Source organism: Dactylosporangium vinaceum, assembly GCF_019904175.1.
In the GTDB taxonomy this organism is placed as follows: Bacteria; Actinomycetota; Actinomycetes; order Mycobacteriales; family Micromonosporaceae; genus Dactylosporangium; species Dactylosporangium vinaceum.
This window is the reverse complement of sequence record NZ_CP061913.1, coordinates 5,626,454-5,638,666: the sequence shown is the minus strand read 5'-3', so window position 1 is coordinate 5,638,666 and position 12,213 is coordinate 5,626,454. Positions and strand designations below refer to the sequence as shown.

Genomic DNA, 12,213 nt, shown 5'->3' with positions numbered 1-12,213 from the left:
CGAGCGGGCGTGCCCGATCGCCTCCGCCGAGATGTCGAGGCCGGTGACCCGGTAGCCGCGGCCGGCGAGGGCGATGCTGTGCCGGCCGCTGCCGCACGGCACGTCCAGCACCCGCGCGCCATCCTCCAGGACGAAGTGGCGAAGCGAGGCTAGCACCCGCCGGCGCCGGTTGTCGGGTGCGTTTCGGTGGAAAGCGGTTGCGGAGTTTCTCTCAGCCGCGCGCCCGGCAGTCCGAAGAGCCGGACATGACGAGCATGACCATCGGCCGCAAGCTGATGCTGATTTTCGTCGGCATCGCGCTGGTCTTCGGAGCCGTGTGCACTGTCGCGTACCTGTCCGTCGACTCGCTGGTCGCGACCAACGGCAAGGTGAAGCACACGTACGAGGTGCTCGGGCAGGTCGAGGCGCTCAACTCCAGCATCAAGGACGCCGAGACCGGCCAGCGCGGCTACGTGATCACCGGGGAGGACGCGTACCTCGACCCGTACGCGAAGGCGCTGCCGCAGGTGGACGCCGAGCAGGCCAAGCTGCGCTCGCTCACCGCCGACAACCCCAGGCAGCAGCAGCGCCTGGACCAGCTGGCCCCGCTGATCACGGCCCGGCTGGCCTCCCTCAAGAAGGTCATCGACACGCGCCGGGCGGAGGGCTTCGAGGCCGCACAGAAGATCGTGCTCACCAACGCGGGCAAGGCGCTGATGGACCAGATCCGCACCTTGACGGCGGCGATGTACGACGAGGAGGCCAGCCTGCTCTCGGAGCGCGCCGCCGCCGCGAACAGCGCCGAGACCCGCACGAAGACCTCCATCGTCATCGGCGTGATCGTCCTGCTGGCCGGCATGACGGTGGCCGCCGTGATGATCACGCGGCAGACCAGCCACCGGGTCGACCGGGTGCGCGCGGCGATCACGGCCCTGGCCGCCGGGAACCTCACCGTGTCCAGCGGGCTCACGACGAACGACGAGTTCGGCCAGATGAGCCGCGACCTCGATTCGGCAATGGAGTCCGTCCGGGCGACAGTTCGAGATCTGGCGGGTACCGCCAACACGCTCTCCAGCGCCGCCGGTGAACTGTCGAAGGTCAGCGGCGACCTGAACGTCGGGGCCGACGAGGCTTCGGGCAAGGCGTCGATGGCCGCCCGCGCCGCCGATGAGGTCCACGTGAACATCCAGTCGGTCGCGGCCGGCGCCGAGGAGATGACGGCCTCGATCCAGGAGATCGCCACCACGTCCTCGCGGGCCGCGGACGTCGCCAACCAGTCGCTTGACATCGCCCGCACGGCCACCGGGCAGCTCACCACGCTCGGCCAGTCAAGCGCCGAGATCGGCGAGGTCGTCCGCCTGATCACGTCGATCGCGGAGCAGACGAACCTGCTCGCGCTCAACGCCACCATCGAGGCGGCCCGGGCCGGCGACGCCGGCAAGGGCTTCGCGGTCGTGGCCAGCGAGGTCAAGGACCTGGCCCAGGAGACGGCCCGGGCCACCGAGGACATCACCAAGCGGATCGGCGCCATCCAGGCCGGCAGCGACGGTGCCAGCGCGGCGATGCAGCGCATCGAGGAGGTGATCGGGCAGCTGACCGAGTTCAGCCACACGATCGCCGCCGCCGTCGAGGAGCAGTCGGCCACGACGAACGAGATGACCCGCTCGATCACCGACGCCGCCCGCGGGGCCGGCGAGGTGCAGTCGAACTTCTCGGCGGTCGCCCAGGTGACGGCGGCCACCTCGACGTCGGCCCACTCCAGCCAGGGCGCCGCCGACGACCTGTCCGGACTGGCCGACCGGCTCAACAACATGGTCGCCAGGTTCACGTACTGATCACCGGCCTCCGGGCCCGCGCGGATTGCGAGGCAGTAGTGACCGTTGTGAACACCGGGCCGTACGAGATGTCCCGCCCCGACCTGACCGAGGCCCGCGAGGCGCTGCACAACCTCTACGGCGCCGGAGCCGAGCAGCTGTGGGGCGACCTGCTGGCCAAGGCCCGGCTCTCCGGCCGCGAGAGCGACCCGGAGTCCCTGGACCGCCTGGTCGCCGCGATGCTGGCGGCCGACCCGGTCACCGCCCTGTGCGGCCGCAGCCTCGCGATCCGGGCGGCGACGTTCGTCCGGCTCTCCGCCGTCCACGACCTGATCCGCGCCCGCGAGCGCGAACTCGACAACCCGACCACGATTGCGCAAGCCGAGTAGAGGTGACCCGAGGATCATGAACCGGTCCAATGAGAAGATCGCCAACCTGGGCAGGATGCGCGGCCTGGCCGCCTACGACCTGTTCAACCCCGACCTGCACGACCGCCTGCAGGTGGTCTGCCGGCGCAGCGCCGGCCGGCTGAACGTCCCGATCGCCGCCGTCCAGGCCGTCCTCGACACGGCCACCGCGACCCTGGCCGCCTCCGACCCCGAGCACGACCTGGTCAGCTCGGGCGGCGGCCCGAACGAGTTCACCTTCTGCCCGCAGGTCGTCCTGGACGAGGCCCCGTACGTCGTCGACGACCTCCGCGACGACCCGGTCCACGGCACCAACCCGGTCGTGCAGGTCGGCCTGGTCCGCTCCTATGCGGGCATCCCGCTGCGGCTGCCGTCCGGGCACATCCTGGGCGCCCACTGCGCGATGAGCGGCGAGGCTCACACCTTCACCGACACCGAGATCGCGGAGCTGACAGCAGCCGCCGACGAGGTGGTCGACATCATCCGCCACTACGAGCTCAATCTCTCGGCGTCGTAGCCGGCTACCCGACCTGCTCCAGGCACAGCACCGACGACTGGGCGGTGTTCAGGGTTTTCACGCCGGTGCTGTACACCCAGTAGCTCTTGGACACGTAGCTGTGCGTCGTGCCCGCCTCCAGGTCGCATATCGCGTCGTCGACAGTGCCGGGGTGCCGGCTCAGCACCCGGTAGTTGCCACTCGTGCAGGCCGCCCGGTCCATGACCGGCTCGCTGTCGGTGCCCTCGTTGTGCAGGCAGTCCCGGTCCCGCAGGTCGCCGAGCGGATCGGCCACCACGCTCGCGCTGAGCTGCGGCTCGGCCGCCGGCTGGGCCGTGCCGTCCGTGGAGTGCTGGGCCCTGACCGCGACGCCGACCGCGACCCCGGCCACGACGACAGCGGCCGCCGCGACGAGAGCAACCCTGGCCCCGCGCGAGCCGAGCATCGCGCGCCACGGGCCGGCGGGCCGGGTGAGCCGCACCCGGACGAACGCATCGGCCCCGCCCGGCCCCTGCCGCGGCAGGCGCAGCAGCGTGCCTTCCTTGACGCCGGGCGGAACGTTGACGGTGACCGGCCGGCCACCGGCGAGCGTCACCGTGTGGACGGCCCCGGTGGCCGCCTTCGACCGCTCGACCTCGATGACGTCTTCTGCATGCGCGTCCACCAGTGCATCGTCGGCAGCGCAGAACCGGTATGGAACCGCCGAAACGCCGCGCAATGCCGCCGAAATGCTCGATATGCCGACGAGTCGGCCGAGTATCGTCCGGCCGCCCGAGTCGTTGCACCTGCCCGTCCGCGAGCTCGCCACCGGCTCGGCGTACCCCGGCCGGGCGCCGACGCGAGCGCGACGCCGTCGGGACCGGGCGGGGAAATGACAAAGGCAGGGAGATGCAACTCCCTGCCATATTTAACATATAGCAGGTCAGGGGGCTTGCCACAAGACCCGGGTGGCGCAGCAGAATCGTCGGCCGGACCACAAACGGGCGAGGACGCGGGGGTCACGTGAGCGAGCGGTACGTGCTGGGTCTGGACGAGGTCGACGAGACGTTCATCGGCGCTGTCGGTGGCAAGGGCGCGAATCTGGGGGCGCTGCGGCGGATCGAGGGGGTGCGGGTGCCGCCCGGGTTCTGCGTGACGACGGCGGCCTTCGCGCGCGCCGACGGCCCGGCGGTGCCGGACGAGGTGGCGGCGGCCATCCGGGAGCGGGTCGAGGACGGTGTGGCGTACGCGGTGCGGTCCAGTGCCACGGCCGAGGATCTGCCCACCGCGTCGTTCGCCGGGCAGCAGGACTCGTTCCTGAACGTCGTGGGCGCCGACGCCGTCGTCGAGCACGTGGGCCGGTGCTGGGCCTCGCTGGGCACCGAGCGGGCCGTGGCCTACCGCGAGCACAACGGGATCGACAGCGGTGCGGTGCGCATGGCGGTTGTGGTGCAGCGGATGGTGCAGGCGCAGGCGGCCGGGGTGCTGTTCACCGCCGACCCGCTGTCCGGCAACCGGACGGTGGCCCGGGTCGAGGCCGTGCACGGGCTCGGTGACGCGCTCGTGTCCGGGCGGGTGGACCCCGACGCCCCGGGTGCGGTGCTGACCGAGGCGCAGACGGCCGAGCTCGTGCGGCTCGGGCGGCGGATCGAGGCGTACTTCGGGCGCCCCCAGGACATCGAGTGGTGCCTGGACGCGGACGGGTTCCAGGTGGTGCAGAGCCGGCCCATCACGACGCTGTTCCCGGTCCCGGCCACCGGCGACGACGAGCACCACGTGTACCTCTCCGTGGGGCATCAGCAGATGATGACCGACGCGATGAAGCCGCTCGGGCTGTCGTTCTGGCAGATGACGACGCCGGCGCCGATGGCCGAGGCGGGCGGGCGGCTGTTCGTCGACGTCACGCAGCGGGTGGCGACGCCGGGCGGCCGGGCGGCGCTGCTCGAGCTGATCGGCAAGGGCGATCCGCTGACCGGCGACGCGCTGCGCAGCGTGCTCGAGCGGGACGGGTACATCCGGGAGCGGCCGGACGCGGCCGCTCCCCCGCCGCTGCTGGGCGGCCCGACGGAGCCGATCGAGACCGACCCCGCCATCGTCGCCGAGCTGATCGCGGCCACCGACGCGTCGATCGCGGCCGCGGCCCTGGAGATCCGCGGGAAGACCGGGGCCGACCTGCTCGACTTCATCCAGGCGGACATCCAGGAGCTGCGGCGGGTGCTGTTCGACCGGCGCGGCCATCGGGTGTACATGTCCGCGATGGAGGCCACCTGGTGGCTGAACGAGCACATCGAGGCGCGGCTCGGTGAGAAGAACGTCGCCGACACGCTCTCGCAGTCGGTGCCCGACAACGTCACCTCGGAGATGGGGCTGGCGCTGCTCGACGTGGCCGACGTGGTCCGCGCCCACCCCGGTGCGGTGGCGGTGCTGGAGGACGCCGGCGACGACTTCCTGGAGCGGCTCCCCGAGCCGGTGCGGGCGGCGATCGAGGCGTGGCTCGACAGGTACGGGATGCGCTGCGCCGGGGAGATCGACATCACCCGGCCCCGGTGGCGGGAGCGGCCCTCGACGCTCGTGCCGCTGCTGCTGGGCAACGTGCGCAACTTCGAGCCGGGCGAGAGCCGGCGGCGCTTCGAGCAGGGGCGGCTGGAGGCGCTCGCGAAGGCCGGCGAGGTCGTCGAGCGGCTGCGCGCGCTGCCGGACGGTGACGCCGAGCGGACGCAGGCGAAGATCGAGCTGGTGCGGACGTTCATCGGCTACCGGGAGTACCCGAAGTACGGCATGGTCAGCCGCTACTGGATCTACAAGCGGGCCCTGCTCGACGAGGCCGGGCGCCTGGCCGCACGCGGGGTCATCGGCGATCCGGAGGACATCTTCTTCCTGACCTTCGCGGAGCTGCGGGACGTGGTGCGCACCGGGCGGGCCGACGCCGGGCTCATCGCCGGGCGCCGGGAGGAGTTCCGGACCTTCCAGGCGCTCACCCCGTCGCGGGTGCTCACCTCCGACGGCGAGGGGCTCAACGGGTCATATCACCGCGGGGACCTGCCGGCCGGGGCGCTGCTCGGCCTGCCGGTCTCGGCCGGGACCGTCGAGGGGCGGGCCCGCGTCATCCTGGACATGGCCGCGGCCGTCGTCGAACCCGGCGACATCCTCGTCACCGCCTACACCGACCCGAGCTGGACGCCGCTGTTCGTGGCGATCGCGGGCCTGGTGACCGAGGTCGGCGGGGTGATGACGCACGGGGCCGTGGTCGCCCGGGAGTACGGGCTGCCGGCCGTCGTCGGCGTCGTGGGGGCCACGCGGCTGATCCCGGACGGGCAGCGGATCCGGGTGCACGGCACCGAGGGCTACATCGAGCTCCTGCCCTGAACGCCCACCGGCCCGCGACGTCGCCGCGGCGGCGCCGCGGGCCGGCACCACGGGGGCCGCGGCGGTGCCGTCAGGCGCGGAAGGCCAGCCCGGCCGCGTCGAGCGCCGCACGCAGGTTGCCCAGCGCGTAGGGCCCGACGCCGTGCAGCGCCCCGACCTCGGCCGCGCCGAGCTCGGCGACCTGCTCGAGGCTGACCAGGCCGCGGGCGGTGAGCGCCCGGGTCGCCCCGGCGCCCAGGCGCGGCAGCGGCGTGCCCGGCGCCCGCACCGGCGTGCCGCGCACCGCCCGGGGATGGCCCTCGTGATCCAGCACGGCGGCGCCGCGGGCCGAGAGCCGGTAGCCGATGTCGAGCGACTCGGTCAGGCCGCGCTCCTTGAGCTTGCGCACGTTCTGCTTGAACGGCAGCGTCTCGCGCCCCATCCGCCGCGCGAGGTCGGGCGCCCGGGTGGCCGGCAGCTCGTCGATCAGCAGCAGCGTCGCCCGCGTCCACGGCCCCGCCGGCGCGGCCCGGTCGAGGCGGTCGAGCCAGGCGACGAGGGCGGCGATCTCCTCCGCGTCCGGCACCGCCTCGCGCAGCGCCTGCCGCGGATCGGCGCCCGCATAGCGCAGCCCGATCCGGTACACCGGCCGCTCGGCGTGCACCCGATCCAGGGCCTGCCGCAGCGCAGCCAGCGACACCGCCCCGGCCCGGCGCGCGTCGGCCGCGGTCAGCGAGCGCACCGGCACCCGCTCGACGGCGGTGACCTCGACGAGCCCGACGGCGGTCCGCATCCGGGTGCCGGCCTTGACCCGCGGCCGGTCCCACCGCCGGAACGCCACGTCGACGTCCCCGGCCCGGATCGCCGCCAACTCCGCCGGACGCATCTGCATGCCCTAGTGCAGCACACCGCCGTCGATCGCCGGTGGCGTATCCGCGGGGCGGCGGGCCCGGCGGCTTCGGCACCGGAGCAGAATGTGGGCTATGCCAGATCACCGCTACCTGCTCGACAACGCCCGGACCGAGGCCGGCGAGCGGTTCGCCCGGCTGGCCGAGCTGTTCGACGCCGTCACCCGTGGGCACCTCGAGCGGCTCGGGCTGCGGGCGGGCGCGCGCTGCTGGGAGGTCGGCGCCGGGGGCCCGAGCGTCCCCGCCGCGCTGGCCGCGGCCGTCGGACCGGCCGGGTACGTGCTGGCCACCGACATCAACCCGGCCTGGCTGGACCCGCATGGCGGCGGATACGAGATGCTCCGGCACGATGTCGTCGCGGACCCGCCGCCGGCGCCGGGCACCTTCGACCTGGTCCACGCCCGGCTCGTGCTCGTCCACCTGCCCGACCGCGCCCGGGCGCTGGCGGCGATGGTGGCGGCGCTGCGGCCGGGCGGCTGGCTGCTCGTCGAGGACGCCGACACCGAACTGCAGCCGCTGGCCTGCCTCGACGAGACCGGCCCGGCCCAGCAGCGGGCGAACCGCCTGCGCCGGGCCGTCCGGGAGCTGATGACCCGCCGCGGTGCCGACCTGCGCTACGGCCGGACCCTGCCGCGGGCCCTGCGGGCGGCCGGCCTGGTCGATGTGGCGGCGGCCGGCTGCTTCCCGGTCGGCGGGCCGGCCTGCGACCGGCTGGAGGCGTCGACGGTGCGCATGGTCCGGCCCGAGCTGCTAGCCGCCGGCCTGGCCGACGACGCCGAGATCGACGCGCACCTGGCCGCCGTCGACGCCGGCGAGCTCGACCTCACACTGGCCCCGCTGATCTCGGCCTGGGGGCGCCGCCCGGCGTAGTTGCGCGGATGGTCCACACTGGCCGGGTGTTCAAGCGGCGCCCGATCGTGCTGCCCGTGTGGGGTTCGTTGGCCGTCCTGGCCCTGGGCTGGGCCGTCGCCGGCGTGGCGCTCATCGCCCAGCGCCAGGCCGAGGCCCAGCAGCGCCGAGCCGAGCAGGCCCCGGTGTGTGCGGCCACCCAGATCTTTTCGGGTACCTCCTGCCGCGCGACGGTCGCCGGCACCATGACGGCGCTCAGCCTGCGGCAGGCCCTCGTCGACGTCGACGGCCGGCCGCTGACGATGACCGTGTCCCTGCACCGCATCGACAGCTACGTCCCGGGCACCCCGGTGCAGGTGACGGTGTACCAGGGCGTGCCGATCCGCCTCGACGGCGACCGCATCCACATCGACGCGGTCGACTCCCCAGCCGACCGGGTCGCCGACGCCCGGCAGACAGTCCCCGCCGCGATCTACCTCGGCACCCTCCTGGGCGGCGTCAATCTGATCGTCTCGCTGGCCGCCCGCTCGTTGAAACGCCACCGCGCCGGGCACCTGTGAGCGCCGGCCATCCTCCACGGTGTACGCCGGCGTCCGGCGGCGGGGCTCAGTAGCTGTCGCGCAGCAGCTCGGGCAGGACCGGCGGCCCGAACAGGCGGCCCTGGCCGCGCTGGACGCCGAGGTCCGGGAGCGCCGCCGCGTCGGCCTCGCTGTCGACGCCGGCGGCGACCAGGCGGGGGCGGACCGGGCCCTCCTCGATCAGCGGGCCGGCCGCGGCCGCGGCCGGGGACTCGAGCTTGACCAGCTCCGGCTGGAGGTGGCCGAGCGCGACCGGCCCGGCGGTGCGCACGGTCAGGCGCAGTCCGGCCGCGCGCAGCGGCTCGAGCGCGTGCGCCGCCGCCTCCGGGTCGTCGGCCAGCTCGTCGGCCGCGCACTCCAGGACGATCCGGCCCAGCGGCAGGGCGGCGAGTGTGCGCACGAACGGCTTGTGCCGCAGCGTGGCCGCCGCGACCGGCAGCGCCACGTAGCCGGCCGTGCGGGGCAGGATCGACCCGACCCGGCGCAGGGCCCGCACGGCGATCCGGTCCTGCTCCCCGAGGTTGCGGGCCGCCGCCAGGAGCGCCTCCAGGGGCTCGGGGTGCTCGCCGCCGAGGGCGGCCGCGCAGGCGCCGATCCGGCGGCGGCCGGTCAGGTGGACCACCGGGTCGAGCAGGAGCCGGGCCTCCTCGGCCGTCGCGACCTCGATCCGGGCCCGCAGCGCGTCCTCGGCCAGCCGGCCGCGCGCGCCGGGCTCGATGATCTCGGCGGTCGCGTCGGCCAGGTCGCGCATGAGCTGCTCGTGCTCGGGGCCGAGCCCGGTGGCGGGGCGGAAGCCGGCCGCACACAGGGTGCCGTAGAAGGTGCCGTCGGCGAGGTGGATCGGGACGGAGACGAACGCGCGCAGGTGCATCTTGCGCACGGCGGGCAGGGCCATCGCCTCCGGAATGTCGCGCATGTCGGGCATGAGCGCGGGCAGGCGGCCGGCCAGGATGGCCCGGCAGATCGTCGTCTCGTCCGGGAAGGCGAGGTGGTTGTCGCGCAGCAGGGGCGGCACGCGCGGCTCGACCACCTCGACGTGCTGGGTGGTGCCGTCCATCCGCGTGATGAAGGCGAGGCTCAGCCCGAGCGACTTGCGCGCCTGGCGCAGCAGCTGCGCGACGTGCTCGGACGGCTCATCTCGAGTGCCCAACATCTGTTCCCCGTCTGATCGCGACTTCCCCTTAAGCCTAGAGTAGTCGCGCCGATACTCTCTGCGACTGGCCACGGAATGGTCCACGGCGTCGGAGGGAGCAAGGATGTTCAACGAGGTGAGCAACTGGATGGCTGCTCGTATCGCCGCCGTGCGGGCGCGGGGTGAGGACGGGGCCACCGCGGTGGAGTACGGCCTGCTGGTCGCCCTGATCGCCGTGGTCATCGTCACCGCCGTCACGCTGCTGGGCAACAACCTCAGCACGCTGTTCAACCAGATCGCCGCCAAGGTCTGACCGGGGTCGTCTGCCGAAATGCCGCCGCCGCGCCGCCCGAGCCGGCCGGGCCTCTGGTCCGGTCGCTGGGGCGGCGTCGGTGCGTTGCGGGGTGACGACACCGGAGCGGCCGCTGTCGAGTTCGCGATCGTGCTGCCCGTCCTGCTGCTGATCGTCTTCGCGATCGTCGACTTCGGGCGGGCCTACAACCAGCGGCTGCTGCTCAACCAGGCCGCCCGCGAAGGGGCCCGGGCGGAGGCCGTGGGCCTGTCCGCGCAGACCCAGGTCGACAACGTCATGGGCGGCTCGGGCAAGGCGACGGCCACCGTGACGGTGGCGTGCCCGGCCGGCGCCGCCACGAACGTCTCCGCGAAGGTGGTGGTCACCGCCACCTTCACCCCGGCCACGCAGATCAGCAGCATCGCCGGGCTCTTCGGCAAGAGCATCGGCTGGTCGTCGATGAGCGCGACGGGAATCATGGCGTGCGTCGGCTGAGGCCAGGGTCCGCGTCCGACCGGGACGGCGACCGCGGCGCGGTGGTCACGGTCTTCGCCGTGCTGCTGTCGGCCGGCGTCCTGCTCGGCCTGGCGACGATCGTCATCGACGTCGGCGCCGCACTGGACGAGCGCGGGCAGCTGGCCAACGGTGCCGACGGCGCCGCCTGGGCCGCCGCCCAGTTCTGCATCGCGAACACGGGCTGCACCAGCGCCACCGCCCGCACCGCCGGGCTCCCCGCGGCGACCGGCAACGCCCGCGACGGTACCGCCGAAATCAGCGTCTGTGGCTCCTTCAACGCGCTCACCGCGTGCCCGGCCGGCTCGGCCCGCTCGACGACGAACCTGCGCCCGTGCCTGGGCAGCGATCCGGCGAGCGGCAACTTCGTCAAGGCGACCACGTACAGCCGCGGACCGGGCGGGTCGAGCGCCGCCCCGACCTACTTCGCGGGCGCGGTCGGGGCGAAGGCGGCCTACCCGCAGAGCTGCTCACGGGTGCAGTGGGGCCCGATGAAGACCGGGGCGACGGTGATGGCCTTCGGCATCGCCCAGTGCTCCTACAACACCATCACCACCAATGGCACCGTCTTCGGCCCCGTCGCGCCGGTGGCCCAGCACGTCACCACGCCCGGCACGGTCCCGCCGGCCAAGGGCGTCACCGGGCCCGTGCAGGAGGGCGTGGTGCCGGTGCGCTCCCTCGTGTCGCTCTGCCCCGGCATCACCCTGGGCGGCCTGGCCTGGCTCACCGCGTCGGCGACGAGCTGCCTGCTCAACACCGTGTCGGTCGGCGACAACCTCCCCGTCGGCACCATCCTGCCCGCCGGCACCGCCCCGTGCCGCAGTGCGATCGCCGCCGCGTACACGGCCCGGGAGCCGCTGCTGGTGCCGATCTACGACTCGGTGTCCGTCTCGGTGCCGCCGACCTTCCACGTCGCCGGGTTCGCCGCGTTCGTCGTCACCGGCTACTACTTCGCGACGCTGCCGCCGGTCTACCAGGCGCCGATGGTGGCGGCGAACAACTGCACGCTGCTGGGCCTCACCAACTGCGTCAACGGCTACTTCACCAAGGGGCTCACGCCCGCCAACATCAGGGCGCTCGCCTCGGCCACCGCCGCGGCGGGCGCCGACCGCGGCGTCGAGGTCATCGCCCGGTCCGGGTGACGGAAAGGACACAAGGATGCGTCGCCGGCTGCTGCTCGCTCTCGTGGCGTTCGGTCTCGCGTGCCTGAGTGTCGCGCTCATGGCCGCCTACGCCCGGCGGGCCGACGAGCGCGCCGTGGCCGATCGCGAACCGGTGCGGGTCTACGTCGCCGCGAAGCGGGTGGCGGCCGGCACCGCCGCAAAGGCACTGCGCGACAACGGGCTGGCCGATCTGGTGGTGATGCCGGCATCGACCGTACCCGCAGACGCCCTGACCTCGATCGGACCGGCCATCGAGGCGCTGGTGCTCACCGCGCCGGTCGAGCGCGGCCAGCTGCTGATGCGGGGCATGTTCGACCGGACGTCCGTCGTCACCGGCGGCCTGTCGGTGCCCGACGGCATGCTCGCGGTAAGCGTGCCGGTCAAGCTGGAGGGCGCCGTGGCCGACTACGTGCGCGCGGGCGCCGACGTGACGGTCTTCCTCACCGCGGGCGACCCGGAGGGCACCGGGCCGTCGCCGGTCGTCTCCGCGACCCGGATGGCCACCCGCGTCCTGCTGTCCCGGGTGCGGGTCCTCGCCGTCGGCGTGCGACCCGTCGGCTCGGAGGCCCCCGAGCCGCTCGACCCGAACAACTCCGACGCCACGGTGCTGCTGACGCTCGCGGTCGAGCAGGAGGACGCCCAGCGGGTGGTGCTGGCGACGAAGACCGGCACGCTCTACGCGGCGCTGCTGAGCCCCGACACCTGGGTCGCGCCCGGCGGGCGCGTCGACACCGACCGCCTCTTCCGGTGAAGGGACC

General features: G+C 73.7%; 13 protein-coding genes and 1 pseudogene. 10 read left to right on the top strand and 4 right to left on the bottom strand.

Annotation, left to right across the window (positions count from 1 at the left end; genetic code table 11):
* Positions 1-36: 36 nt before the first annotated feature.
* Positions 37-111 (bottom strand): annotated as a pseudogene (locus Dvina_RS54450) (class I SAM-dependent methyltransferase); the annotation flags it as partial.
* Between the two features lie 134 nt (positions 112-245).
* Between Dvina_RS54450 and Dvina_RS25205 the strand changes: the two are divergent.
* From Dvina_RS25205 to Dvina_RS25195, 3 genes are read left to right on the top strand one after another with little or no spacing between them, the layout of a single operon-like run.
* The gene (locus Dvina_RS25205) at positions 246-1,814 is read left to right on the top strand and encodes a methyl-accepting chemotaxis protein (RefSeq protein WP_223104923.1); all 1,569 of its coding nucleotides are present in this window, start codon (positions 246-248) and stop codon (positions 1,812-1,814) included.
* Between the two features lie 38 nt (positions 1,815-1,852).
* Positions 1,853-2,182, top strand: a complete 330-nt coding sequence (locus tag Dvina_RS25200) for a hypothetical protein (RefSeq protein WP_223104922.1) — start codon at positions 1,853-1,855, stop codon at positions 2,180-2,182.
* Between the two features lie 16 nt (positions 2,183-2,198).
* The gene (locus Dvina_RS25195) at positions 2,199-2,717 is read left to right on the top strand and encodes a GAF domain-containing protein (RefSeq protein ID WP_223104921.1); all 519 of its coding nucleotides are present in this window, start codon (positions 2,199-2,201) and stop codon (positions 2,715-2,717) included.
* A gap of 4 nt (positions 2,718-2,721) precedes the next feature.
* Here Dvina_RS25195 and Dvina_RS25190 read toward each other — a convergent pair whose 3' ends face one another.
* Positions 2,722-3,360: an LppU/SCO3897 family protein gene (locus Dvina_RS25190; RefSeq protein WP_223104920.1), complete on the bottom strand. Its 639-nt coding sequence runs from the start codon at positions 3,358-3,360 to the stop codon at positions 2,722-2,724.
* Between the two features lie 338 nt (positions 3,361-3,698).
* On the opposite strand from Dvina_RS25190, the gene Dvina_RS25185 reads away from it, so the two are divergent.
* A complete protein-coding gene (locus Dvina_RS25185) occupies positions 3,699-6,041 on the top strand; it encodes a phosphoenolpyruvate synthase (protein ID WP_223104919.1) in 2,343 nt (780 codons plus the stop codon).
* A gap of 70 nt (positions 6,042-6,111) precedes the next feature.
* Here Dvina_RS25185 and Dvina_RS25180 read toward each other — a convergent pair whose 3' ends face one another.
* Complete coding sequence (locus Dvina_RS25180; protein ID WP_223104918.1) at positions 6,112-6,912, bottom strand: hypothetical protein; 801 nt, start codon at positions 6,910-6,912, stop codon at positions 6,112-6,114.
* Between the two features lie 91 nt (positions 6,913-7,003).
* On the opposite strand from Dvina_RS25180, the gene Dvina_RS25175 reads away from it, so the two are divergent.
* Both Dvina_RS25175 and Dvina_RS25170 read left to right on the top strand, forming a co-directional pair.
* Entirely contained in the window at positions 7,004-7,798 is a 795-nt protein-coding gene (locus tag Dvina_RS25175) for a class I SAM-dependent methyltransferase (protein ID WP_246656432.1), read from the top strand.
* Between the two features lie 26 nt (positions 7,799-7,824).
* The gene (locus Dvina_RS25170; protein ID WP_223104916.1) at positions 7,825-8,337 is read left to right on the top strand and encodes a hypothetical protein; all 513 of its coding nucleotides are present in this window, start codon (positions 7,825-7,827) and stop codon (positions 8,335-8,337) included.
* Between the two features lie 46 nt (positions 8,338-8,383).
* Here Dvina_RS25170 and Dvina_RS25165 read toward each other — a convergent pair whose 3' ends face one another.
* Positions 8,384-9,508 carry a GAF domain-containing protein gene (locus Dvina_RS25165; RefSeq protein WP_223104915.1) on the bottom strand — a complete coding sequence of 375 codons (1,125 nt, stop codon included), beginning with the start codon at positions 9,506-9,508 and terminating at the stop codon, positions 8,384-8,386.
* Positions 9,509-9,611: 103 nt separating this feature from the next.
* Here Dvina_RS25165 and Dvina_RS25160 point away from each other — a divergent pair, with 103 nt between their 5' ends.
* From Dvina_RS25160 to cpaB, 4 genes are read left to right on the top strand one after another with little or no spacing between them, the layout of a single operon-like run.
* A complete protein-coding gene (locus Dvina_RS25160) occupies positions 9,612-9,800 on the top strand; it encodes a Flp family type IVb pilin (protein ID WP_246656431.1) in 189 nt (62 codons plus the stop codon).
* An 18-nt stretch (positions 9,801-9,818) separates the two neighbouring features.
* Positions 9,819-10,274, top strand: coding sequence for a TadE/TadG family type IV pilus assembly protein (locus Dvina_RS25155; protein ID WP_223104914.1), 456 nt, complete (start codon positions 9,819-9,821; stop codon positions 10,272-10,274).
* A complete protein-coding gene (locus tag Dvina_RS25150; protein WP_223104913.1) occupies positions 10,262-11,434 on the top strand; it encodes a pilus assembly protein TadG-related protein in 1,173 nt (390 codons plus the stop codon). Before Dvina_RS25155 ends, Dvina_RS25150 begins: the two co-directional genes overlap by 13 nt.
* A gap of 16 nt (positions 11,435-11,450) precedes the next feature.
* On the top strand, positions 11,451-12,206 hold the full coding sequence (cpaB, locus tag Dvina_RS25145; RefSeq protein ID WP_223104912.1) for a Flp pilus assembly protein CpaB: 756 nt from the start codon (positions 11,451-11,453) through the stop codon (positions 12,204-12,206).
* Positions 12,207-12,213: the final 7 nt, after the last annotated feature.